The organism is Bacillus paralicheniformis (assembly GCF_002993925.1).
GTDB classification, from domain to species: Bacteria; Bacillota; Bacilli; order Bacillales; family Bacillaceae; genus Bacillus; species Bacillus paralicheniformis.
The window spans coordinates 4117555-4140669 of the sequence record NZ_CP023665.1; the positions used below are offsets into that span (position 1 = coordinate 4117555).

The 23115-nt window shown below is 46.8% G+C and carries 24 protein-coding genes; 7 read left to right on the forward strand and 17 right to left on the reverse strand.

The features are described 5' to 3' along the window. Positions 1–5: 5 nt before the first annotated feature. The 4 genes from celB to CP943_RS21060 all read right to left on the reverse strand — a co-directional run bounded on the left by celB (position 6) and on the right by CP943_RS21060 (position 4668). On the reverse strand, positions 6–1358 hold the full coding sequence (gene celB / locus CP943_RS21045; protein WP_020453403.1) for a PTS cellobiose transporter subunit IIC: 1353 nt from the start codon (positions 1356–1358) through the stop codon (positions 6–8). A gap of 14 nt (positions 1359–1372) precedes the next feature. Beyond that, positions 1373–1678 carry a PTS lichenan transporter subunit IIB gene (gene licB, locus CP943_RS21050; protein WP_003186297.1) on the reverse strand — a complete coding sequence of 102 codons (306 nt, stop codon included), beginning with the start codon at positions 1676–1678 and terminating at the stop codon, positions 1373–1375. A 126-nt stretch (positions 1679–1804) separates the two neighbouring features. Further along, complete coding sequence (locus tag CP943_RS21055) at positions 1805–3751, reverse strand: BglG family transcription antiterminator (RefSeq protein WP_105981293.1); 1947 nt, start codon at positions 3749–3751, stop codon at positions 1805–1807. A 326-nt stretch (positions 3752–4077) separates the two neighbouring features. Then, complete coding sequence (locus CP943_RS21060; RefSeq protein ID WP_105981294.1) at positions 4078–4668, reverse strand: DNA-3-methyladenine glycosylase; 591 nt, start codon at positions 4666–4668, stop codon at positions 4078–4080. 226 nt (positions 4669–4894) lie between these two features. Here CP943_RS21060 and CP943_RS21065 point away from each other — a divergent pair, with 226 nt between their 5' ends. The 4 genes from CP943_RS21065 (at position 4895) to prpB (ending at position 9163) form a co-directional block, all read left to right on the forward strand. After that, complete coding sequence (locus CP943_RS21065; RefSeq protein ID WP_105981295.1) at positions 4895–5566, forward strand: GntR family transcriptional regulator; 672 nt, start codon at positions 4895–4897, stop codon at positions 5564–5566. Positions 5567–5641: 75 nt separating this feature from the next. Further along, positions 5642–6757: a citrate synthase gene (gene mmgD, locus CP943_RS21070; protein ID WP_105981296.1), complete on the forward strand. Its 1116-nt coding sequence runs from the start codon at positions 5642–5644 to the stop codon at positions 6755–6757. 36 nt (positions 6758–6793) lie between these two features. Next, the gene (locus tag CP943_RS21075; protein WP_105981297.1) at positions 6794–8233 is read left to right on the forward strand and encodes a bifunctional 2-methylcitrate dehydratase/aconitate hydratase; all 1440 of its coding nucleotides are present in this window, start codon (positions 6794–6796) and stop codon (positions 8231–8233) included. Between the two features lie 12 nt (positions 8234–8245). Then, positions 8246–9163, forward strand: coding sequence for a methylisocitrate lyase (gene prpB, locus CP943_RS21080; RefSeq protein WP_026580301.1), 918 nt, complete (start codon positions 8246–8248; stop codon positions 9161–9163). Positions 9164–9205: 42 nt separating this feature from the next. Here prpB and CP943_RS21085 read toward each other — a convergent pair whose 3' ends face one another. The 4 genes from CP943_RS21085 to CP943_RS21100 form a co-directional block, all read right to left on the reverse strand. Next, the gene (locus CP943_RS21085) at positions 9206–10399 is read right to left on the reverse strand and encodes a chromate transporter (protein WP_020453411.1); all 1194 of its coding nucleotides are present in this window, start codon (positions 10397–10399) and stop codon (positions 9206–9208) included. Positions 10400–10411: 12 nt separating this feature from the next. Beyond that, positions 10412–10720 (reverse strand): PadR family transcriptional regulator, encoded by a 309-nt coding sequence (locus tag CP943_RS21090; protein WP_020453412.1) that lies wholly within the window; start codon positions 10718–10720, stop codon positions 10412–10414. Positions 10721–10864: 144 nt separating this feature from the next. Then, on the reverse strand, positions 10865–12580 hold the full coding sequence (locus CP943_RS21095) for an ABC transporter ATP-binding protein (protein ID WP_020453413.1): 1716 nt from the start codon (positions 12578–12580) through the stop codon (positions 10865–10867). Positions 12581–12680: 100 nt separating this feature from the next. Beyond that, on the reverse strand, positions 12681–13355 hold the full coding sequence (locus tag CP943_RS21100; protein WP_407640587.1) for a rhamnogalacturonan acetylesterase: 675 nt from the start codon (positions 13353–13355) through the stop codon (positions 12681–12683). 321 nt (positions 13356–13676) lie between these two features. Here CP943_RS21100 and bslB (CP943_RS21105) point away from each other — a divergent pair, with 321 nt between their 5' ends. After that, a complete protein-coding gene (gene bslB, locus CP943_RS21105; RefSeq protein WP_105981299.1) occupies positions 13677–14261 on the forward strand; it encodes a biofilm surface layer hydrophobin BslB in 585 nt (194 codons plus the stop codon). Between the two features lie 226 nt (positions 14262–14487). Further along, complete coding sequence (gene bslB, locus CP943_RS21110; RefSeq protein ID WP_023856950.1) at positions 14488–14961, forward strand: biofilm surface layer hydrophobin BslB; 474 nt, start codon at positions 14488–14490, stop codon at positions 14959–14961. 40 nt (positions 14962–15001) lie between these two features. Here bslB (CP943_RS21110) and CP943_RS21115 read toward each other — a convergent pair whose 3' ends face one another. From CP943_RS21115 to sigY, 7 genes are all read right to left on the reverse strand, one after another. Further along, positions 15002–16231, reverse strand: a complete 1230-nt coding sequence (locus CP943_RS21115; protein ID WP_105981300.1) for a multidrug effflux MFS transporter — start codon at positions 16229–16231, stop codon at positions 15002–15004. A gap of 109 nt (positions 16232–16340) precedes the next feature. After that, positions 16341–17117 carry an ABC transporter permease gene (locus CP943_RS21120; RefSeq protein ID WP_020453418.1) on the reverse strand — a complete coding sequence of 259 codons (777 nt, stop codon included), beginning with the start codon at positions 17115–17117 and terminating at the stop codon, positions 16341–16343. Further along, complete coding sequence (locus tag CP943_RS21125; protein ID WP_020453419.1) at positions 17114–18001, reverse strand: ABC transporter ATP-binding protein; 888 nt, start codon at positions 17999–18001, stop codon at positions 17114–17116. The genes CP943_RS21120 and CP943_RS21125 overlap by 4 nt, the downstream gene beginning before the upstream one ends. Continuing rightward, the gene (locus CP943_RS21130; RefSeq protein WP_020453420.1) at positions 18001–18213 is read right to left on the reverse strand and encodes a PLD nuclease N-terminal domain-containing protein; all 213 of its coding nucleotides are present in this window, start codon (positions 18211–18213) and stop codon (positions 18001–18003) included. Before CP943_RS21130 ends, CP943_RS21125 begins: the two co-directional genes overlap by 1 nt. Further along, the gene (locus CP943_RS21135) at positions 18210–18428 is read right to left on the reverse strand and encodes a hypothetical protein (RefSeq protein ID WP_020453421.1); all 219 of its coding nucleotides are present in this window, start codon (positions 18426–18428) and stop codon (positions 18210–18212) included. Before CP943_RS21135 ends, CP943_RS21130 begins: the two co-directional genes overlap by 4 nt. Then, positions 18429–18752: a YxlC family protein gene (locus CP943_RS21140; RefSeq protein WP_020453422.1), complete on the reverse strand. Its 324-nt coding sequence runs from the start codon at positions 18750–18752 to the stop codon at positions 18429–18431. After that, positions 18749–19282, reverse strand: coding sequence for an RNA polymerase sigma factor SigY (gene sigY, locus CP943_RS21145; RefSeq protein WP_023856948.1), 534 nt, complete (start codon positions 19280–19282; stop codon positions 18749–18751). Before sigY ends, CP943_RS21140 begins: the two co-directional genes overlap by 4 nt. A 153-nt stretch (positions 19283–19435) precedes the next feature. On the opposite strand from sigY, the gene CP943_RS21150 reads away from it, so the two are divergent. Then, positions 19436–20647, forward strand: coding sequence for an MFS transporter (locus CP943_RS21150; RefSeq protein WP_105981301.1), 1212 nt, complete (start codon positions 19436–19438; stop codon positions 20645–20647). 19 nt (positions 20648–20666) lie between these two features. Here the strand turns inward: CP943_RS21150 and CP943_RS21155 are convergent, their stop codons facing one another. Further along, positions 20667–21098, reverse strand: coding sequence for a hypothetical protein (locus tag CP943_RS21155; protein WP_026580310.1), 432 nt, complete (start codon positions 21096–21098; stop codon positions 20667–20669). A gap of 306 nt (positions 21099–21404) precedes the next feature. Further along, positions 21405–23003, reverse strand: coding sequence for a catalase (locus tag CP943_RS21160; RefSeq protein WP_020453426.1), 1599 nt, complete (start codon positions 23001–23003; stop codon positions 21405–21407). Positions 23004–23115 lie beyond the last annotated feature (112 nt).

Consider the following 23115-nt stretch of genomic DNA (forward strand, 5'->3'; position numbering starts at 1 on the left):
CTTTTCTATACACTGGCCTGTTGACCGTCGCTTACGGCCGTTCCGGCCTCCAGTTCGCTCTCTTCTCTCAGCTTTTGTAGATCCCACATTCTAAAGAACGGATAGTATACGACAAACGAGATCAACAGATTAATCAACTGCATGACCGCTCCGGAAATTTTCCCTCCTGTTGCTAAATATCCGGAAAAGCCGGGCGGCATTGTCCACGGCACCGCAATCCCAGCCGGCTTTGCGACAAGACCTGTACTCATTCCAATATAGGTGGCCGTTAACATTAACAGCGGCGACACGATGAACGGAATCAGCAGCATCGGATTCATGACGATCGGCATGCCGAAAATAATCGGTTCGTTGATGTTAAAAATAGCGGGACCGATGGCTAATCTGCCGAGCTGTTTCATCTGTTTGCTTCGCGCTCTAACAAACATCGTAATGACCAAAGCCAAAGTGGCGCCGCTTCCGCCGATGTTAACCCAAATCTCAAAAAACTGTGTCGTAAATATGTTTGGGAGCGCTTCACCGGCTTGGAAAGCGAGGCGGTTTTCGTCCATCGCACCGTACCAGATCGGCGACATCACTCCGCCGACAATGTTTGCTCCGTGAAGGCCGCAGGACCACAGCAGCATTTTCACAGTTTCGGCTATAAGGCTTCCGCCGAGACTGCCTCCAAGGATGGACAGAGGTGTGCCTAAAAGTACGTTGACGACATTATGGAGGCTTCCAAACGGCGTCATCTCAATTAAAAGGCGCGCCCCCCAAATCGAGCCGATAACGGCGAATCCCGGAATCAGAGCGATAAATGATTTGCTGACAGCCGGCGGTACGCCGTCCGGCATTTTGACGACAATATCCTTTTGAACGACCCAGCGGTAAACCTCAGTCGAGAACATTGCAATCAGCATGCCGACAAACAGACCTTTGCTTCCCATTAATGAAATCGGGATGCCGCCCGACACTAAAATTTCCTCTGTTGCGCCTTCCGGTGTGAACGGAATCTGGTAGGGGGTCGCAAGCAGAAAAGCTGCTACGGCAATGGCACCTGATGACAGAGCATCAATGTCGTATTTTTCGGCCAGCCGGTAGGCGATGCCGAACGTTGCGATCAGCGCCATAATGTCAAAGCTGACATTAACCGGGTAGCTTAATTTATCAGCCCATTGCTCGCCGAAAATCCCCGCCATGAATTCCGGATATCCCGGAATCGGCAAATTGGCTAAGATGAGAAACAGCGATCCGATAATGATTAATGGCATGGTCAGAATAATACCGTCTCTGAGTGCCTGCAAATGGCGCTGGGCGGCAATTCTGCCGGCAACCGGCATGACCTTCTCCTCTAAAAACGCATTAAACTTATTCACTTGTGCCGCCTCCTTTAAGAGCCGGCAAGCTGTTCGGCGGATTTTAACACTTCTGCCCCATTACAAGTTCCGTAATGGACCGTATTGATGACATCGACGGGTACACCTTTCGATTCTCCTAATTTTTTTAATTGCGGGAGCATGTAACGGACTTGCGGGCCAAGAAGCAATACGTCGGCTTTATCGATATGATTCTGAACCTCTCCTCCGGAAACGGCCCAGATTTTATAGTCTTTGCCTTGTTCCTCTGCACTTTTTTCCATTTTCGTCACAAGCAGACTCGTTGACATTCCTGCAGCGCAAGCTAGTAAGATATTCATGTTCATATGTCCCCCTTTTACGTATCGTGTATGATCTCTTTTACAGTTCCATCATACAATGAAACCGTTTTCATATACACTTAATGATTTTCCTCAGTGAAGAGGAAAAAAGACAAGGGGACATCTTCATTTTGCATATCGATGAGCCGGCCTGCTTTTTTTGAAGACGGACATAAACTCCCCGTACGTTTTGCATTTCAGAAGCTCCCGGACAATGACCCTGTCATCTAAAACACGGCCCAAAAATTTGTACATCTCTTGCAAATTTGCTGTATTGTCCTTTTCCACGCAAAGAAGGCAAACGAATTGAACCCTCTTATTCTCCCAGACTATCGGTTTTTGCAGCGTACAAACCGCCCAAAAAGTCGAATCGGTTTTTGGTGCCATCGGATGCGGAATTGCAACCAGATTACCGAAGCAAGTGGGCGCAACGGCCTCCCGTTCAAAGACGGAGGCTTCAAGCCCAGAGTCTGCAAGCCCTGATTGCATCACTTTTCCGCACAGAAAGCGGAGGACCTCCTCTCGGGAAGACAGACTTTCCTGCAAAAAGACGAGCTGTTTTTTCGTATAGGTCGAAGCGATTCCGTCATCTTCAGCAAGCACCTGTTCTATTTTCGTTAAATCTCCCCCTCCCAATATGGCGTTAACTTGAATCACCGGAATAGGAAGATCAGCGGACAGCGGTATGGTGCTGATGACAAAATCGAGTGCATGGAGAGACATTTGATTCAGCTTGTAGTAATCAACTGTTCCAAGGATTTCAAGCTTTGAACCGAATGTAGCCCGCAGTCTGTCTTGAAGCAGCATGGCGCTTCCGGCTCCTGACGCGCAGACAATCATGCAGCGTTTTGAGGGCCTGTTCATGTTTCGTCTTTCCATGGCTGCGCCGATATGCAGAGCGAGATAGCCGACCTCGCTTTCCTGAATGTCAAATCCCGTCTCTTTTTTGATGACTTCACCAGCTTGAATCCCGGCTTCAAATGCGAGGGGATAATTGGCTTTAATTGCGTCCAGCATCGGATTTCTGATATTCATGCCGTATCTGCAGCGATTCAGAGCCGGTTTCAGGTGAAGACCGAGACCGATTTTTAATTCTTTGTCATTCCCAATGCCAAGGGTAAATTTTTGATCGATGGCTTTCATGATCAATTTCGTCAGCCGGTCTGTCTCTTCATCCATCATATTTTCGATTGCATCGCTGCGAATGGAGGCCATAACCGTCCTTTTCGCGCCAAGCAGATGGATGGCGATGTAGGCCGTTTCTTTATCCGGAAATGCCACTTGCAGCTTTTGTTCAAGAGTGCGGACAATCTCCTTCGCCACTTCATATTCTTTATGATTCATAATCTCCTTTACATCTTTGGAATAAAGAGAAACATGTTTGCCGCTTCGAATACGTTTGCATGCAATGGCGACGTGAATGAGAAGGTTGTTTAGTCCGATATCTGAAAGAGAAATGTGATCTTCGCTTATTTTTTCTAAAATCGTCTGACGGATCATAGCCAGCTCTTCTTTTGGGAGGATGGATATCCGGGTGTTCATAATATCAATATCCGTTTCCCGCTTTGGAAAAAGGTGCTCTGCGATGCAGGATCGCAGCTTCATCTCATCTCCCTTCAGCTTAAAGCCGTAATTCGGTTTGATCTCCAGTTCGATGTCGTAAGGTTTAAGCCTTTTCTTCACATCTCTCATATCGTTTTGGACCGTCGATTTGCTGATAAACATCTCACCGGCTAAATCTTCAAGTTTGACATACTCCTCAGTTAAGAGAAGCCTTTTTAATAAATAGAGAATACGCTCATTCGGAAAAACGGGAGTAGAAAGCTCTTCATGAAATGTGTGCTGCAGAAGCTGGCGAAAGAGGCGGTCATTCTTGATGGAGAGCCGATAGCCTGCACCTCTGATCGATTGAACGGCAGCGCCGTTTTTGGAGAGAAGCCGGTCTAATTCTTTCACATCTGACCTGATCGTCCGAGAGGTCACATTTAGCTCATTGGCCAAATATGTGCTGGTTAACGGTGATTCTGCTCCTATCAATTCGCCGAGGATAAGCTTAAGCCGAGCATTGAGCATAGAAAAAGACCCTCCCACTAAGATACTTGAACCGAGACCAAACCCATACACTCAGGTATATTCATTCTTTTTGTGAAATTTGTCTCATAGTTAAGTAAATTCTATTATGGCTGCGCTTTCAAGTCAATTTGGCCTTTCTCCAAGAAAAAAAGCCGGTTTACCCGGCTTTCAGATTCTTTTTCTCTCTTCGGCTTTTGATGATTTTCCATGCGATCGGATAGATGACAGGCGCCCATTTGACGGCGCTTTTAAACACTTTTTTCATAGCTTGACTCCCTCCTGTTTTTTTATTGTTTTCCCTGTTGAACGGGAGCCAAACCTTTTAACTATCTTGAGACATAGCGGTTTTCTTTTATCCAGAAACGCCAAGGGTATTCCCTCGCTTCTCCAGAGTTGTCAATTCCAATTCGCGGGCCGCACAAAATGTTCTGAGGTTCATATCCTTTTGCGATATAAAGCGGCGGCGATGTCAACGGTCTGCCGTAATCGTTCATCGTGATGGAAAGCGCTTTTGTCAGCTTTCCCGGTCCGTTCGTCCAATCGCGCGGTTTCTTTCCGCTCCTTCGCTTCTCCATCAGCACGAGGCCTTCATGGGGTTCAAGCGCTCTGATCAGCACGGCCTCAGGTTCATCGGCTCCTCCGCTTACAACATTGATGAGTGTGTGGGTGTGCATGGTGTACGTATAGACCAAGCCGGCTTCATGAAACATGATTTCCGTACGTTTCGTCCGGCGGTTGCCGTAGCTGTGCGCCGCTCTGTCCCCGGGCCCTCTATAAGCCTCTGTCTCCACAATATATCCTGAAGCAGTCCCTTCTTCTGTTTCCTTGACAAGAAGACAGCCTAACAGGGATTGAGCGAGTTCAATTGTTGGTTTGCTATAAAATTCGAGCGGGAGAGGTTCGTGAGCTGGATTCATTTTTGGATGGCCTCCTTTTTGCTCAAAGGCGAAATGCCTCTTTGTCGATTGTGATATATTTTACCATTTTCGACAGACGGGATGCCAGAAAATGAAGGTGCCTTGATTAAGATGAGGATCTCCCCTTGATTTTATTTTTCAGTCTTTCATGGATGACATTGACATATCTGTATTATTGTATACAATAATAATTATATTCTGAAAAAAGGAGGCGAAAGCTTTTTTCATGCACTCTTCAAATCCAGTCAAAAGACAGTCTGCAAGTGATTACGCTTACAATGAATTAAGAACGAAGATCATCGAACTTGAATACCCTCCCTCTGAACAGCTTGCTGAAGACAGTCTTGCAAAGGGTTTAAACATCAGCAGAACTCCTCTTCGCCAGGCTCTTTACCGGCTGGAGCTTGAAGGATTGGTCAGTAAACAGCCGAACGGCCGGCTTCGCGTATGCCCGATTTCGCTCGCTGAAGCGAAAGAGGTTTTTAAAGTTCGGGAAGCGCTTGAAGGACTGCTCACTGCCGAAGCCGCACAGCTGGTGACACCGGAGAGCCTTCATCAGCTTGAAGACCGCATCGAACTGATGAAACTGGCTGCCGTAAAGGGCCGCAAAACAGATACGGTCAAATACGGATCAGAATTTCATTCCATCTTGCACGCCATCAGCATAAACGCAACCGCAAAACGTTTTCTGGATCAGCTTGAAAGCAGGATCGAACGGTATCGCAGAATCAGCGGATACAAAAATCCTGACTACAAACCGTCTGTATCTTTCAATGAACACTTGGACATTTTTAATGCCGTCAAAGAAAAAAACAGCGTTTTGGCAGAAGCCGCCATGCGTTCCCACATTAAACGAAGCTTGCGTTCCATTGAAGAAACGCTGGAACGTTCATACTAATCCGCCGAACAGCCAATGCCATTCTCACAGCACGTTTTTGACACAAAAGTTAAAAAACGAATAAGAGGTGGAAAAATGGGCAAACAAGGTGTATTTAAACCGGGATTAGAAGGCGTTATTGCTGGGGAAACGAACATTTCCTTCTTAGATACGGAAGCGGAACAAATCGTCATTAAAGGCTATGATTTAATCGAACTTGCAGAACAAAAAACATATCTGGACCTCGTCTATCTCCTCCTTCAAAATAAACTGCCTGATCCAATGGAATTGCAAGGAATTGAAAGCGCTATAAAAAATTCGTATGAACTGCCCGGCGGAATCTATACCATTCTGAAGGCGCTTCCGAATAACACCCATCCGATGGATGCGCTCCGAACCGGGATTTCCGCTTTGGCTGGATATGATCCTGTATTGAATGACAGGTCTCCATCAGCAAACAGAAGCAAAGCGCTGCGCTTGATCGCACAGGTTCCGAATATTACCGCCAACAGCTACCGCATCCTTCACCAGAAAAATGTCATCACGCCTGATAAACAGCTTTCATTCAGCCAGAACTTTTTATACATGCTGACGGAAAAAGAACCGACTCCGGAAGAAACAGCCGTCTTTGATCAGACATTAATGCTGTACAGCGAGCACGAAATGCCGAACTCCACATTTGCCGCAAGAGTCATCGCATCGACAAACACAGACATATACGGTGCTTTCACAGGCGCCGCTGCATCGCTTAAAGGACATTTGCACGGCGGCGCGAATGAAGCAGTGATGTACATGCTGCTCGAAGGAGAAACAAAATCGGGCTTCTGCAAGCTGATTGAGCATAAGTTAAGCAGAAAAGAAAAAATCATGGGCTTCGGCCACCGCGTCTATATGAAAAAAATGGACCCGCGCGCAGCCCTGCTGAAAAAGGCGCTCTATTCGCTATCTCATAAAACCGGCCGACAGGATTTATATGAGATGTGTGATGCCGGTGAAAAGCTGATGCGCGAAGAAAAAGGCCTGTATCCGAACCTCGACTACTATGCGGCTCCGGTCTATTACCTGCTCGGCATACCGATCGATCTCTATACTCCGATATTTTTCGCGGCACGTTCGGTCGGTCTAAGCGCGCATGTCATTGAACAGCACGAAGACAACAGGCTGTTCCGCCCGAGAGTTCACTATACCGGACCGCGTCATCTTCATCCATAGTTCGCCTTTGATTCAGAAAGAAGGGAGATAAATGTTATGAAAACAGAAAGTCAAACGCTCCAAAATTGCGATCAATTGCTGGAAGAGATCGCAGACTATACGGTAAATGCCAAGATTTCAAGCGAAGAAGCGATTGAAACCGCCCGTTACGTCTTAATGGATACACTGGGCTGCGGCATTTTGGCGCTCAAATACCCGGAATGCGCCAAACATCTCGGCCCGATTGCCCCGGGTACCGTCGTCCCGAACGGCACCCGCGTCCCGGGAACGCAATTTGAGCTCGATCCTGTTCACGGAGCCTTCAATATCGGCTGCATGATTCGCTGGCTCGATTATAATGACACATGGCTGGCAGCCGAATGGGGCCACCCGTCAGATAACCTTGGAGCGATTTTAGCCTGCGCTGACTATGTCAGCAGGCAGCGGCTCGCGGCGGGCAAGGAACCGCTCACCATTCACGATGTATTAACGGCAATTGTGAAGGCTCATGAAATCCAAGGCGTCCTTGCTCTCGAGAACAGCTTAAACAGAAACGGGCTTGACCATGTGCTGTTTGTAAAAGTCGCCTCCACTGCTGTGGCATGCTCACTATTGGGGGGGACAAAACAGGATGTTGTCAATGCCGTCTCCCAAGCCTGGGTCGATAATTCAAGCCTGCGGACGTACCGTCACGCTCCGAATACCGGTTCGCGAAAGTCCTGGGCAGCCGGTGATGCGACAAGCCGCGGCGTGAGGCTCGCAATGATGACCTTGAAGGGCGAAATGGGATATAAAACCGCTTTGTCCGCTCCAATGTGGGGTTTTCAGGATGTCTTATTCGGCGGAAAAGAATTGACGCTCGCCAGACCGCTCGACTCTTATGTCATCGAAAATGTCCTTTTTAAAATTTCGTATCCGGCGGAATTCCACGCACAAACGGCTGCTGAAGCCGCGATCAAGCTTCACCCTGAAGTGAAGAACAGACTTGATAACATCGATCAAATCGTGATCACGACGCACGAATCGGCCATCCGGATTATCGACAAAACGGGAGAATTACACAATCCGGCTGACCGTGATCACTGCCTTCAGTATATAACAGCGATCGGGCTGATCTACGGCGATATTACCGCTGACCATTACGAAGACGAAACCGCGCAAAATCCGGAAATCGACAGACTGCGCGAAAAAATGACCACAGTCGAAAACAAACAGTATTCTACCGATTATCTCGACCCGGAAAAACGCTCGATCGCCAACGCTGTTCAAGTGTTTTACAAAGACGGCACACAATCGGAAAAAATTGCGGTCGAATACCCGATTGGTCATCGGCGCCGCCGCAACGAAGGCATCCCGCTGTTAAAAGAAAAGTTCACCAATAACTTAAAAACGCGCTTTCCGGCGGGGCAAGCGGAGCGAATCAACGCCCTGCTGAATGACCCTCGCCAATTAAGCGGTACACCTGTGCCGGACTTTATGGAATTGTTTGTGATTTAGGAGGTTTTGAATATGTGGATTGTCTCGAAACAATCAACTCAGGAAGAACTGGCCAATACATTCAGAAAGCTGATGAAAGCGCCTGATATTTTGAAAATACCAGGCGTTCATGACGGGATGGCAGCCATTACCGCAAAAAACATCGGCTTCAAAGCGCTCTACCTCTCCGGGGCAGCCTACACGGCAAGCCGCGGACTCCCTGACCTCGGAATGATTCATTCCCAGGAAATCGCTGAAAAAGCCAGCGAACTTGTGAGAGCCGCAAATCTTCCGCTTTTGGTCGATATCGACACCGGCTACGGCGGTGTCCTAAATGCGGCGCGCACGGCGGCCGAAATGGCTGAAAGCCGGGTCGCAGCCGTTCAAATCGAAGATCAGCAGCTGCCTAAAAAATGCGGACATTTAAATGGAAAGACGCTTGTCCCGGCAGAAGACATGATCGCAAAAATTAGAGCGATAAAAGAAACCGCCCCTTCACTCGTCATTGTGGCACGCACGGATGCAAAAGCAGCGGAAGGAATGGAGGCCGCCGTCAGACGCGCCAATTTATATGCCGACGCGGGAGCCGATGCCATCTTTCCGGAAGCATTAACGAGCGCAGCTGAGTTCAAGGAAATGGCCTCATCCATTAAAGCGCCGCTCCTCGCCAATATGACCGAATTCGGAAAAACGCCTTATTACACGGCTGACGAATTCCAAATGCTCGGCTGCAGCATGGTTATTTACCCGGTAACCTCCCTGCGCGCTGCCGCAAAAGCTTATGAACGGGTCTTCGCAGAAATTTTCGAAAAAGGCACGCAAAAGGGTGTGCTCGATGACATGCAGACGCGCGAAGAATTATATGATGCGATTCAATACTACGACTATGAAAAATTGGACGAAAATATCGCCAAAACGGTGCTTCCCGAAATCGGAAAAGAACATCGTTAATACGAGAAAAAAGGCTGCCGAATTGTCGGCAGCCTTCTCCATTTACAGCAGTTGCATCAATGCACCGCCGGCAGCACCGGCTGCAACGATGATCCATGGCGGAAGCTTCCAGTAGACAAGCAGGCTGAATAAAACCGCGGCGAATGCAAAATCAACCGGCGCCAATATCGAGCTGGTCCAGATCGGATGATAAAATGCGGAAATCAATATTCCCACAACGGCTGCATTCACTCCCATTAAAGCGCCTTTCACTTTAGGATTGCGGCGCAGCGTATCCCAGAAGGGCAGCGTCCCCAAAATCAGCAGGAACGCCGGCAGAAAAATCGCCGCTGTGGCGAGCATTCCGCCTTGCCAGCCGCTGATCACCGCACCAAGATATGCAGCGAATGTGAACAAAGGCCCCGGGACAGCTTGAGCGGCTCCATACCCGGCTAGAAAAGCCTCTTCGCTTAACCAGCCCGTCGGTACAAATTCCCGTTCTAATAACGGCAGGACCACATGCCCTCCGCCGAAGACTAAAGAACCCGACCTGTAAAAACTGTCAAACATGGCAATCCAGCTGGAAGATGTCAGTTCTCTGAGCATCGGCAGCAGTATGAGAAGCCCGAAAAACAAGCTGAGACAAACCGCCGCAAAACGGCGCGACACTGGAAATCGCATGACAGAATCATCTGTCTCAACTTGCTCTTTATAGATGAGATAACCGGCGAAAGCGGCGAGCAGGATGACTCCGACCTGTGTAAAAGCCGTCTGCCAGAGAAGGGTGGCGACTAGAGCAAACAGCGCGATCGCCTTGCGCCTTTTATCAGGTGTCAGCTTTTGCGCCATCCCCAAAACAGCATGGGCGACTACGGCTACGGCTACGATTTTCAACCCATGAATCCAGCCGGCTGTCCCGATATCGAAGCCTTGCAGAATCATAGCAAATAATACGAGTGCTATGACAGATGGGAGAGTAAACCCGATGAACGCTAAGATGCCTCCAATGATGCCGGCTCGCATGACGCCGATTCCGATCCCCACCTGGCTGCTGGCAGGGCCGGGCAGGAACTGGCATAAAGCGACCAGATCGGCATAGTTTTTTTCGTCCATCCATTTTCTTTTGCGGACATATTCAGCATGAAAATATCCCAAATGGGCGATCGGCCCTCCGAACGATGTCAATCCAAGCCTGGTTGAAACGAATAGAATTTCAAGCAGCGACCTCAAGCTTCGGTCCGCTTTATGCTTTGTCATGATTTCACTCCTCTATTCTTTAATTTCTTTAAACAGTTCATATGCTTTCAACCTTGCTTCCTTCAGTACGCTTGCTCCTTTTTCCGTAGTTGAGTAGTATTTTCTGATTTTCCCGTCCACATTCTGTTCTTCTTTTCGAAGAAGTCCGTCAGATTCCATTGAATGAAGGATCGGATACAGCGTTCCCGCACTGATGTTATATCCGTGCTCTTTCAATTCCTCAAGCATCCACAAGCCGAAAATCGGATGTTCGCTGGCGTGGTGCAAAATATGAATTTGAATAAATCCCAGAAATAGCTTTCGCAATACTTTATCTTCCAATACCGCACCCCCTTTAACGAAACTCAATATCGAAATCCGATATCGACAGTTTATAACGAAAGTGTAGCATCGGTTCTCTCTCTTTTCAAGGTCTTTTGCCCTTAAAAAAACAAGCCCAAACATGGGCTTGCCTGTTTCAAACATTTACGACTGATACTGTACACGATGAAGATTCGCAAAAATACCGCCGCGCTCAACCAGTTCATCATGTGTTCCTTCTTCTGCGATTCCGTTTTCTGTCACGACCACAATCCGGTCGGCATTGCGGATCGTAGCAAGTCTGTGAGCAATGACAAGCGTCGTCCTATCTTTTGCGAGCTCTGTCAAAGCGTTTTGAATCACCTGCTCCGTCTCTGTGTCAAGTGCTGATGTGGCTTCGTCCAATATGAGAATCGGCGGATTTTTAAGAAACATCCTGGCGATTGCGATCCTTTGCTTTTGGCCCCCTGACAGCTTCAGCCCTCTTTCGCCGACTTGGGTCTCATAACCGTCCGGGAGCGACTCGATCAGCTGTTCTAAATGCGCCATTTTGGCGGCCCGCTGAATCTCTTCATCTGTCGCATCCAGTTTTCCGTAGGCGATGTTTTCGCGGAGCGTCCCCGTAAAAAGAAACACATCCTGCTGGACGATGCCGATTTGCGAACGGAGAGAACGTTTTGTCATGTCGCGAATATCGATGCCGTCAATTGTGATGGCTCCGCCGTCTATATCGTAAAAACGCGGAATCAGCGAGCTGATCGTCGTTTTGCCCGCTCCCGAAGGACCGACAAAAGCGACCGTTTCTCCGGCTGTAATTGACAGATCGACGCCTTGCAGGACAGGTTTATGTTTTTCATAGCCGAACGTCACATTCTTGAAGACGATGTTTCCTTCCAACAGCTGAACATCAATCGCATCTTTGCGGTCGACAATCTGCGGCTTTGTACCGATCAACTCCGTAAACCGCTTAAATCCTGCCATTCCTTTCGGATAAAGCTCCAAAATGGCGCTGATTTTATCAATCGGCTTAAACAACACGTTGACATAAAGAACAAACCCGACGAATTCCCCGTAGGACATATTCCCGGAAAAACTGAGCCAAGCTCCGTACACAAGCACTGCCAGAATCATCAGCCGCGTCATCAAAAAGGTCCCCGCAGTCGTGAGAGCCATCGTTTTGTAGCCTTTCAGCTTCGCCTTGCGGAACTTTTGATTGTTCTTTAAAAACCGGGAAATCTCAAAGCGTTCATTCGTAAAAGATTGAACGACGCGAACGCCTGAGACGCTGTCCTCAACCCTGGCGTTAACATCGGCGATTTCGCTGTACATCTGGCGCCAAGCGCGGTTCATCCTGATATTTGAATAAGTGATTAAAATAATCAATAACGGCACAAACAGAACAGCAACCAAGGCAAGCTTCACATTAATCGTCAGCATGATCCAAAATGCACCGAAAAAGGTCATCACGGCGATGAACAAATCCTCCGGTCCGTGATGGGCCAGCTCTCCGATATCAAACAGATCATTTGTGATGCGGCTGATGATATGTCCAGTTTTTGTATTGTCAAAGTATCGGAAAGATTGGCGCTGTACATGTTGGAAAAGCTCCTGGCGCATATCCGTTTCAATATTGATGCCGAGCTTATGCCCGAGATAATTGACAATGTATTGCAGGCCCGTGCTGAGCAAATAAATCAGTAAGAGGCCGATGCTTACCCAGACAATTTCAAGCCAGTCTCCCCCGGGAATCAGCGTATCGATGAACCACTGAACGACTAGGGGAAAAGCCAGCTCAAGCACTGCGACGATGATCGCACTGCTGAAATCGATGAAGAACAGACGTTTATGAGGTTTATAGTATGAAAAAAAGCGGCGTATCATAAGATGATGTGCACTCCTTTTGAGAATCTTTACGAGATTGATCGTATCACAGTTTGGCATCGGAAGTGCAAAAATTTTGAAAAATAATTGAAAATTATTCTCAAGTAGACTGTTTTATAAAGGAATTCCCGTTTCTTTTTGCTCCCTGTGCAACAAGCTTAGCCATTTCATTTGCACCGAAATCGCAAAAATGGGTGTCGTCCCTGGCTCCGTCCGGATAGTTGGGGTGTTCCCCCGGTTCAAGCCATAAAAACAGCTTTTTGGAAGCTTCCGGGCCCAGCGATTCAAGCAATTGACGGCTTTTGGAGGCGAGATCGATGAGCGGCACCCGAAGCTCTTCAGCAAGCTGTATCATCGCATCAGGATAGTCGCCGTGGGTATTTTTGAACCGGCCGTCGCTTTCAAATGATCTTCTCTGGACCGGTGTAATGAGGACCGGATTGGCTTTTTTTAACCGGGCGTCATCTATATACCGGCGCAAATGCTGCTTGTAAGTTGTAAATGGCTCTGTATAGCGATCATCCGGCTTTTGGTCGTTATGACCAAACTGGACAAACAAATAATCGCCGCTTCGGATCTGTGTCATGATTCGCTCCAGCCTGCCTTCTTCAATAAAGCTTTTTGAACTTCTCCCTGATGCCGCTTCATTGCGGATCAAAACACCGTCTCTTAAAAACGCGCCAATTTTCTGTCCCCAGCCTGCACGCGGCGCCCTGTCGCTATCATAATCGCAAACCGTTGAATCCCCGGCCAAAAACAACTGAACGTCTCTCATTATCCATCCCCCTCATTCCTTTTTGTTTTATATTAAAAGGCCCCTCAAAGAACCGCAACCCAACATACATATTTGCCCATTTTGTTCTTTATACGACTCCTTTTTATAAAAAAGGCTATAAATTGATAGAAAACTATCAATTTATACTAATTTTTTTTAGAAATTTATCTAAAAATATTTACTTGGATGGTAAATGGTGATAGATTAAGTAAACAAGAAAAGGAATATAGTTGATCGCGATCTCGTTTCTACCTTTTCTTGAAAATAATAGGACGTCCTCTACTTTTTAACTTTAACATTGCATTTAGGAGGAACTTATCGATGCTTAAACGAAAACTCATTCGCAAAATCAGTGTTGGTCTATTAGCTTCTGTAGCATTGTTTTCATTTATCATTCCTACCCAAGGGGCAAATGCCCAAGAGGTGAAAACAAATCATTTTAGAGGACCGATCTTTTGTCCGCCGCCATTCAAGCCGTGGCCTAAGCCGCAGCCGCCTCAAAAACCGCAGCCGGATTATCCGCAACCGGATAACCCGACTCAGAAGCCTGTGCTTGAGGCAAAAACCATTAACAGCAATAAAGAGTGGTCAACTTCTGACATCGAAATTACTTATAAACCAAACACTTTTGTCGGTTCAAGCTATGTTGAATTTCATTTTCCATACCGTTTTCATGCAAGCACAAGAGATACACTAAATGGAAAAACACTTGACTATACACAAATTTTAAATGATGGACAAACGGTCCGAGTTCCCGTCTATGCTTTAAGCTCTTCTGAGTTCAAATTAGTGATGGTTCGGAAAACGCTCCCAAATGCAGGGACTCACAGAATTACTGCTGAACTGCAACAAAATGGAAAAAACATCAACCATGCTGAAACAACTTTGGAGATTGTTCCTCGTTAAATCAATGTTCGGCCTGCCGGCATCAATTTGCCGGCAGCCGTTCTGCTGTATTTCCCTTTACATATCATGCATTTTTTAAAAGTTTTTAGAATTTTTCTCAAAAAATATTTACTTGAATGGTAAACGGTGATAGATTGATGGAGCAGGAAAAGGAATATAGTAGATGATGAACTTATTTTTTCCTTTTTCATCTTTTTTAACAACATTCATTAGAAGGGGGAAGTACATGTTAAAACGTAAATTTATCGGTAAAATGGGAGTCGGGCTATTAACTTCAGCAGCATTGTTTTCTTTCATTCTTCCGACGGAGGAAGCGAGCGCCACTTTTTTCAGAAACGCTCCGACGCTTCATGTCGAAACGGTTGACAGCAACAAAGAGTGGACAACCTCAGACATTGAAGTCACTTACAAACCGAACTCTTTTGTCGGTGCAAGCTATGTTGAATTTAACTTTCCATACCGCTTCCATGCGAACACAAGAGATTCGCTGAACGGCAGAACACTGAACTATACACAAATTTTAAATGACGGGCAAACCGTCAGAGTGCCGGTTTATGCTTTCAGCTCTTCTGCGTTCAAACTGGTCATGGTTCGGAAAACGCTTCCAAACGCAGGAACCCACAGAGTCACTGCGGAGCTGCAAAAGTTCGGACGAAACTACAACCACGCTGAAGCTACAGTTGATATCCTGCCACGCTAAAACATTTCAGCCTGCCGGCAAAAGAACCGGCAGGCTTTTTTCATTTAAGCGCTGCCCGCCGAACCAGCATGTTAAAACAAGCGAGCGCGCTTATATTGCAAAACAGAATGACGACTGCCATCGGTAAAGCTGTATGGCTTCCGCCAATACCGACGAGCGGCGCCGCGGCAGCTCCTAAAATAAACGGAAGCAGTCCTAAAAGCGCAGATGCGCTTCCGGCCGATTTACCCTGGCTCTGCATCGCTAAGGATCCGCTGGTCGTCGTCACGATTCCGATGCAGGAAACCACGACAAACAGCGGAATTAAAATCAGAATCAGCGGTGCTTTGAAAAAGACAGAAACAAATAAAACAACGCTTGCGGTAAAAGACAGCAGCAAACCGCTCCGCAAAAGGGAAGCTTCGCCGAACCGGCCGGCAAGCCTGCCCGTAATCTGGGCTGCGATAATGATGCCCAAACCGTTTAATGCGAAACAAAAACTAAAGGCTTGCGCCGACAATTTGTAAATGTCCTGCAAAACAAACGGAGAGGCCGATATATAGCCGAACATCCCCGCTACGATCAGCCCTTGCGCCAAAGCGTATCCCATAAAAGTGCGCTGGCCGAAGAGCCTTCCAAATGATACAAACGTCTCTTTAAACCCGCCTGCCGTGCGGTTTTCCGGAGACAGCGACTCTTTCACCCCGAATATCACGGACAAAATCATCAGCAAGCCAAAAAGGCCGATAATGAAAAATACGCCGTTCCAAGTCGTCCATTTCATCAGCTGGCCGCCCACTACCGGGGATATGATAGGCGCAATCCCGTTAACCAGCATCAAGAGCGAAAAGAACTTTGTCAATTCTGTACCAGAATATAGATCACGGGCAATCGCGCGTGATATGACAATGCCGCCTGCACCCGCTGCACCTTGAATAAAGCGCATCGCAATCAAGACCCATACAGAGGATGTCATAGCACATAAAAATGAGGCCGCGGCAAAAACGGACAGCGAAACGATCAGCGGGAGCCTTCTTCCAAGGACATCGCTGAAAGGACCGATGACAATTTGGCCGATTGCCAGCCCCAGTAAACACGATGTTAAACTGAGCTGAACGACGGAAGCATTCGTATGTAAATCAGATGCCATCTGTGGAAGGCCGGGCAAATATAAATCGATCACAACCGGACCGATTCCCGATAAAATACCCAATATGACAGCGATCCATACCCTGTTCGACTTAGCTTTTGACTGAGCCGCAAGATCTGCCTGGCTGTTAAGCGTACCCATTGGATCACTCCTTTTTTATATTTTGAAATACGCCCTCGAAACCTTTCAATGTATTGTACACCTTAAGCTATGAAGATAACAATTAGAAAAACCGGGCAAGCCCGGCTGATTAGTAAGATTCATATCTTTTAAAAACAAAAACGGTGCACATGAACAAAAGAAGCACAATTCCCAAAGACGAAAACACCATCCAGCCGAAAGCATTATCCCATGAACCATGCATGATAAAATAGTCAGCCTGGCTTTTCGCCTTATCAGGCATCCATTCGGTAAAACGGGGAAATAAGGAACCCGCCAGTGAAACGAAGGCGATGGAACTGATGCTCATGCCGGCAATCCCCCCGATATGACGAAACAGGGCACCGAAAAACATCGTGACCGACATGACAAATACAATCCATATACTGTACACGAATAAGCTAAATAAGAACCGGTCAAATTCAACCTTTCCGAATAGAAGGTTTGTATAATAAAAAGCTAACCCGTAGCTCACAGCAAACGAAACCAATACGAGCAGCACCTGCTGAAGCCACTTGCTGCCGATATACTGCAGCGGGCTGACAGGTCTCGCCATCACCAATGAAAGGGATCCTTGGTTTCGTTCGTGGACAATGCTGCCCATCACACTGAAAACGAAAATTGCAGTACCAATCGTGCCGAACTGGGACAAGGTGCTCGCCATCACCTCTTCACTTCCCGGCTTTGGTATGTCGATCACAGCTCCCTCAGGCAAATTCCCGGCCATATCGATAATCTGAGGCATATAATACAGGGTGAGCGGCTGAATCAAGCCCAGAAGGATCAAAATGACTGGCAGCCAAAGCAGCTTTCCGTCCCTCCAGCTTTCCGTCCATTCTTTTTGAAATAACATAAAAAATGAATTCATAGCCCCATCACCTTCAAATACATATCTTCCAAGGACATCGTTTTTTGTTCAAAACGAACAATCGATACTTGCCTGCTCAAGCATTCAGCTAACAGCCGGCGGCTGTCAGACCGATCTGTTAAATAAAATTCAGCTTGTGAAGGCTTATGATACACGACTTTGCTGACATAAGGCAGGTGTTCCAGCCATCCTTCAAGGCTCTCTTCAGCTGTCAGGATATAAGATGGCTTTAAATGCCGGTTCTTCAATCTGTGAAGCGGACCGGACCATTTGACAGCCCCTTCTTTCAGCATGATCACTTGATCGCACACCTCTTCGGCATCATGCAGCACATGAGTCGAAAATAGAATTGTCATCTTCTTTTTTAATTCTTTCATCATATCAAGGACTTCGCGCCGCCCCGCCGGATCGAGCGCAGAAACAGGTTCATCCAAAATCAACAGGCTCGGCTCATGAACCAAAGCCTGCGCAAGCCCGAGCCTTTGCTTCATTCCTCCTGAAAAACCGCTGATTTTCCGGTCTTCTTCCTTTTCCAGACCGACATAGCGCAAAGCGGTTCGACTCTTTTCCAGGGCTTCACGACGTTTCATTTTAGAAAGTCTTGCAGCAAACACCATATATTCCAAAGCTGTCATCCATGAAAAAAACGCAGGATGCTGAGGCAAATATCCGATTTCCAGCCTGTTTATCGATTCCCTCCCCAAAAAGCGGATGCCTCCTGATGTAGGCGCCAATAAACCGGAAAGCATTTGCAATGTCGTCGTTTTTCCCGCTCCGTTCGGCCCGAGAAGGGCAACGCATTGCTGATATTCAAGGTCGAAGCTGACATTTCGGACAGCTTGGTGCTGCTGATACATTTTTGTTAAACCATTGACGGACAGCATCACACCCGCCTCCTCTCATATGTTTTTTTACCGATGATAAAGTAAGAGACGGGACCGACAAAACTGATCCCGAAAATGATCAAAATCCACATCCACTTTGGGCCATTCGTTTTCTCCTGTTTGATACAATTGACCAATGCGGACACTGCTAAAATGAAATACAGCACAATGAAAGGAGCGAGCAGCGCCCAAGGTATATCTGTTTCAGTCATGATGACGGCCTCCTTTTCTTATGAAACGGCCTTACAACAAATAAATAATAGAATAATAAAGGCATCGGTGTTTGGATCAAGCCCCATATGCCCCAAAACCACGCATTGGCTCCTTTTTTCTTCGCATTAAGAAATAGAAAGATACTCTGCGCAAATAAAAGCGGTGAAATGTAAAGCAGCAGCATCAATTTTTCCTGAGTCATATCAAGATTCATTTAATCAGCCTCCCCGTCAGCCGCACGCCGCCTTTTTTCTAATAAGGCGAGCGCCGGCAGAAATATAAGCGCCGCACCCTGCACCATGATAAAAACAGCCGGCACTTGAACGGAAATCGTCAAGTAAGCCGATAAAATCACCAGCGCCATGACGATAAAACAAAGCAATTCCTTTTTGAGCGCCCGCTTGCGTTCTTGCTTAAACCGCGCTAAACGCTGATTCAGTTCAAATACTTGAGGAACCGGCGGCACAAAAGTATCATCCATTCTTTCGAGTTCGCGTTTCAACTGTGTAATCGTTTCTTTTTCGTCTCGGTCGTTCACTGTCCCCACTCCTTTCGAATCTTCTTTAATCCATGATGCACGCGCGATTTGACGGTACCTTCTTTTATTTTCAGCATGTTTGCCACTTCAGGATAAGTAAACCCGTAATAGTGCCTTAACAAGATTGGCATTCTGAACTCTGGCTCAAGAGCAGCAAAAAGCTCCAAGTATTCGCTCCATTCGTGGCCGTGAAGGGCAGACTTCCATTTCATTTTTCGCAAGGCTTCCTCTCCTGCTGCTTGCGTTTTGCGGTTTTCGCGTTTTTTCCGGCGCTGATGGTCGATAAACAGCCGGGAAGCAATTGAAATCAGCCATGTTGAAAATTTCGCGTTGCCTTGAAACTGATGAAGGCTGACATACGCTTTCAGCATCGTTTCCTGGACCAAGTCCTCTGTAAGATCTGGGTTCAGCGTTAATTTCAGAACATATTGATATACAAAAGGATAGTGAAGCTGAAACAGTATCGTAAAAGCCTCATCTTCCCCGTCTTTTGCCCGTATGATCAGTTCTTTTTCATCTGCTTGATCCACTAAAACGCCTACCCCCTTTCTTTTTGTCTCTGTATCTAGGACGACGGCTGCAAGCAAACCGTTCAATTGTATTTCAATAAGATAAAAAATCATCTTGTTTTCCGAGCGGGGTTTATGATGTACTGGAATTTAAAGGGGTGTGAGTAAAAAGGGATGGAACTGCAAAAACAAATCGTCTATGAAGAAAAACAAATTTTAAGGAAAGATCATATCATCTTTTGGGGTGCCGTCTTTTGTTTCTGGTTTGCTACATACATCTATGTCCCTGTTTTCGGATTATATTTAGACAACATCGGATTTTCATATTCAGCGATAGGAATAATACTCGGAAGCTACGGCGTCACCCAGATATTACTGCGGTTTCCGTTCGGCATCCTGTCAGATGTTCTTTCGCCGCTTAGAAAACAGCTGTTGATCAGCGGCTTTGCAATGTCTCTGTTGAGCTGCTGCATATTTCTGTTGTCCGATTCGTTCATCATGGTGATCACGGCCAGGCTGCTCGCCGGTATGACTGCGGCGATGTGGGTGATGGCAACCGTTTTATACTCGCAGTATTTCACAAAAGATCAATCGTCAAAAGCGATGGGCATCCTGCAGTTTTTAACGGTTCTCCCCCAATTTGTCAGCATGGCTGTCAGCGGATACCTCGTCCATTTGTTCGGCTGGATGTTTCCGTTTTGGATCGGTGTTGCCGTTTCGTGCATCGGGCTGATTCTGTCATTTTACATTAAAGATAACGGCCCCCGCCATACGGCCAAAGGGATGGCTTTGTCAGACTATGTTAAACAGACGTTGCGTCTTCCTGATTTAAAAGCGATTACAACATTATCGTTTTTAGCCCATGCCGTGCTATTTATGACCGTGTTCGGGTTCACGCCGATTTACGCGGAATCGGTCGGCATTGATGAGAAGCAGCTGATTTGGATTATGTGCGCTTTTTTTGTTCCGCAAACGCTGGCTTCCGTGTGGTGTATCTTTTACAAAGTAAAGGCCGCCGATGCACTGATATGGATATCTTATGTGATAACGGCTGTTTTCTTTTCCTTGCTGCCGTTCGCCGAGAACCTTTTCGCAGTGTGTGTGATCCACGCCGTGACAGGACTGACATTGGGGTTTATTTTTCCGCTTTTGGTCAGCAAAGTCGTCCAGCTTGGTACGCCTCAGCTCAAAATGTCTGTGATGGGTTTCTATCAATCTTTTTATGCGCTCGGTTTTTTTCTCGGACCGGTTGTGGCGGGAAAAACGGCTGAACTGTTCGGGCTGCGGGAGGTTTTTTGGTTTGCCGGGGCTTTGTCATTAGCAGGGGCAGGAGTGATGCTCGTTTCAAAGCAGTTTTCGATACGTACAAAAAGCAGGCGAGGATGATGCCTGCTTTTTGCCTTGCTCAATAAGATATTTTAGCAGAGCCGGCAGGATACCAATTGCCATTCTGCGCTTTTGCCCATCCGTAAACCATATCGCCTGAATTGACCTTTTCTCTGATCAGCTCAAGCCTTTCGCTTGAGTTTGCCTCATACCTGCTTCCCGTTTTTGCCGGTATTTTCACAGATAAAATGTTGTCCTTTAATGTATCAGGCTCCTCATCAGTGCTTGTCCATGCGACTCTTTCATAATAAGTCTGATTAAACGGACTCTCCAATCCTTTAATATAAAAGCGGACTGTTTTGCCAACCACCTTGACATCTGTATATGCCGTGCTGTAGGGATGAATCGATTCCTGAGAAATTGACTTTCCGTATGCCAAAACAGACGTTCCGCCAGCACCGCAAAGCATGATTCCCAACATGAAAACGACCGCTGCCAACTTTTTCAACATGAAAACTCCTCCTTTTTTTCAACTCTTTATACATGTTTGATTTTACCATATTTTCCGTTTGCTTCTTTGTTGTGGATTTGTACATTTGTTGAATATAGGGAAATATTGGTTAAAGGGAGTAAGCGGGGATAAGCTTCTTTTGCTCGTTATTTTCTCGACAAATTGGAGCGAACACCCTAAACCTCTTTCTGTATTCTTCTTTTTCCTCCACTGCTGAACCGATTGTCTCCATTATTCCAAAATAAAAAGGATACGCTGAAGCGCATCCATATCTTAATATCAGTTTGAATAGATAATGATGATCCTTTAATAAGGATCTTCACTATGGCCTTTTTCTTCCGCCTGTCTCGGCGCATCTTCGGCGCCTTCTGCCCCGATCGGCTCCCGGCTGGATGTATTTTGGCTGGAAGCGTTTTTTAATCCTTCTTCGACCCTGCTGCCATATTCCTTGTCGCATTGCTTGAGCATCTCGATCATTTTCGTTTGAATTCTTTGATCGCAGGGGGCAAGTGTATTGACCAGATTCGTAATCAGCTCGTCCTTTTCCCAGTCTTCGAAATGCCTGTACGTGTCCCCGGCCTGCTTGAAATTATTCTGCCTTTCGATACTTTCGCGCACCAGATTTCCTTCGACATGCGGGGTATATTCTTTGCCGTCCTGCTTCGCTTCTTTCAGCCCGTTGATAGTTGAAGGTTCATAGTTGATGTGCGGGCTTTGATTTTTGCCTAAGTCGACCTTGTACTGCATCTGGCCGCCCCGCTGATTGGTTGCCACCCTTTTTTTCGGCGCATTGATCGGCAGCTGCAGATAGTTGGCCCCTACCCTGTATCGCTGTGTATCAGAGTAGGAAAACGTACGTCCCTGAAGCATTTTGTCATCGGAAAAATCAAGTCCGTCGACAAGAACCCCTGTTCCAAATGCCGCTTGCTCGACTTCTGTAAAGTAGTCTTCGGGATTTTTGTTTAATACCATTTTGCCGACAGGAAGCCAAGGAAATTGCTCCTCAGGCCATAGCTTCGTATCGTCAAGCGGATCAAAATCGAGTTCAGGATGCTCATCATCGCTCATGATTTGAACGAACAACTCCCACTCGGGATAGTCTCCCCGCTCAATCGCTTCGTATAAATCCTGTGTAGCGTGATTGAAGTTCTTCGCCTGAATTTCTTCCGCCTCTTTTTGCGTCAAGTTTTTTATGCCCTGCTTCGGTTCCCAGTGATACTTCACAAGGACGGCTTCTCCTTCTTGGTTTACCCATTTGTACGTGTTGACACCGGACCCCTGCATCTGCCGGTAGTTTGCCGGAATGCCCCAAGGAGAAAACAAAAATGTGATCATGTGCATGGCTTCAGGCGTGTTGGAAATGAAGTCAAAGATTCTTTCGCCATCCTGCAAATTCGTAACCGGGTCCGGCTTAAATGCATGGATTAAATCAGGAAACTTCACCGCATCGCGGATAAAGAAGATCTTCAAGTTGTTTCCGACTAGATCCCAGTTCCCGTCCTCCGTGTAAAACTTAACGGCAAATCCGCGGGGATCGCGAAGCGTTTCCGGTGAAGATATCCCGTGGGTCACCGTCGAAAAACGGACAAACACCGGGGTTCTCTTCCCTTTTTCCTGAAACAGTTTTGCTCTCGTATATTTTGAGACCGGCTCATCGCCTGCTGTTCCATAAGCTTCAAAATAGCCGTGCGCTCCGGCCCCCCTGGCATGGACGACCCGTTCGGGAACCCTCTCCCTGTCAAAGTGGCTGATCTTCTCCAAGAAATCATAGTTCTCCAATGTGGAAGGCCCCCGGTTGCCCACGGTCCTGATATGCTGATTGTTTGTGATCGGGTGGCCCTGCCGGTTCGTTAACGTCTCATCCGTCTCCATGTCAGATTTCTGCTCGTTTGAATGCTGATCCATCTCCGTACCTCCTTTATTTGGAATTAATAATAACTTATCCCAAATGAAGGGAGTTATTCAGTTTTAATATATTTAATCAACGATAATGAATTTTTCTTTATAATTATTATAA

Excerpts from the sequence above, each read along its gene's own strand:
- licB (WP_003186297.1), bottom strand. The coding sequence starts at position 1,678 with ATGAATATCTTACTAGCTTGCGCTGCAGGAATGTCAACGAGTCTGCTT.
- CP943_RS21055 (WP_105981293.1), bottom strand. The coding sequence starts at position 3,751 with ATGCTCAATGCTCGGCTTAAGCTTATCCTCGGCGAATTGATAGGAGCA.
- CP943_RS21060 (WP_105981294.1), bottom strand. The coding sequence starts at position 4,668 with ATGAATCCAGCTCACGAACCTCTCCCGCTCGAATTTTATAGCAAACCA.
- CP943_RS21065 (WP_105981295.1), top strand. The coding sequence starts at position 4,895 with ATGCACTCTTCAAATCCAGTCAAAAGACAGTCTGCAAGTGATTACGCT.
- mmgD (WP_105981296.1), top strand. The coding sequence starts at position 5,642 with ATGGGCAAACAAGGTGTATTTAAACCGGGATTAGAAGGCGTTATTGCT.
- CP943_RS21075 (WP_105981297.1), top strand. The coding sequence starts at position 6,794 with ATGAAAACAGAAAGTCAAACGCTCCAAAATTGCGATCAATTGCTGGAA.
- prpB (WP_026580301.1), top strand. The coding sequence starts at position 8,246 with ATGTGGATTGTCTCGAAACAATCAACTCAGGAAGAACTGGCCAATACA.
- CP943_RS21085 (WP_020453411.1), bottom strand. The coding sequence starts at position 10,399 with ATGACAAAGCATAAAGCGGACCGAAGCTTGAGGTCGCTGCTTGAAATT.
- CP943_RS21095 (WP_020453413.1), bottom strand. The coding sequence starts at position 12,580 with ATGATACGCCGCTTTTTTTCATACTATAAACCTCATAAACGTCTGTTC.
- CP943_RS21100 (WP_407640587.1), bottom strand. The coding sequence starts at position 13,355 with ATGAGAGACGTTCAGTTGTTTTTGGCCGGGGATTCAACGGTTTGCGAT.
- bslB (WP_105981299.1), top strand. The coding sequence starts at position 13,677 with ATGCTTAAACGAAAACTCATTCGCAAAATCAGTGTTGGTCTATTAGCT.
- bslB (WP_023856950.1), top strand. The coding sequence starts at position 14,488 with ATGTTAAAACGTAAATTTATCGGTAAAATGGGAGTCGGGCTATTAACT.
- CP943_RS21115 (WP_105981300.1), bottom strand. The coding sequence starts at position 16,231 with ATGGGTACGCTTAACAGCCAGGCAGATCTTGCGGCTCAGTCAAAAGCT.
- CP943_RS21120 (WP_020453418.1), bottom strand. The coding sequence starts at position 17,117 with ATGAATTCATTTTTTATGTTATTTCAAAAAGAATGGACGGAAAGCTGG.
- CP943_RS21125 (WP_020453419.1), bottom strand. The coding sequence starts at position 18,001 with ATGCTGTCCGTCAATGGTTTAACAAAAATGTATCAGCAGCACCAAGCT.
- CP943_RS21130 (WP_020453420.1), bottom strand. The coding sequence starts at position 18,213 with ATGACTGAAACAGATATACCTTGGGCGCTGCTCGCTCCTTTCATTGTG.
- CP943_RS21135 (WP_020453421.1), bottom strand. The coding sequence starts at position 18,428 with ATGAATCTTGATATGACTCAGGAAAAATTGATGCTGCTGCTTTACATT.
- CP943_RS21150 (WP_105981301.1), top strand. The coding sequence starts at position 19,436 with ATGGAACTGCAAAAACAAATCGTCTATGAAGAAAAACAAATTTTAAGG.
- CP943_RS21155 (WP_026580310.1), bottom strand. The coding sequence starts at position 21,098 with ATGTTGAAAAAGTTGGCAGCGGTCGTTTTCATGTTGGGAATCATGCTT.
- CP943_RS21160 (WP_020453426.1), bottom strand. The coding sequence starts at position 23,003 with ATGGATCAGCATTCAAACGAGCAGAAATCTGACATGGAGACGGATGAG.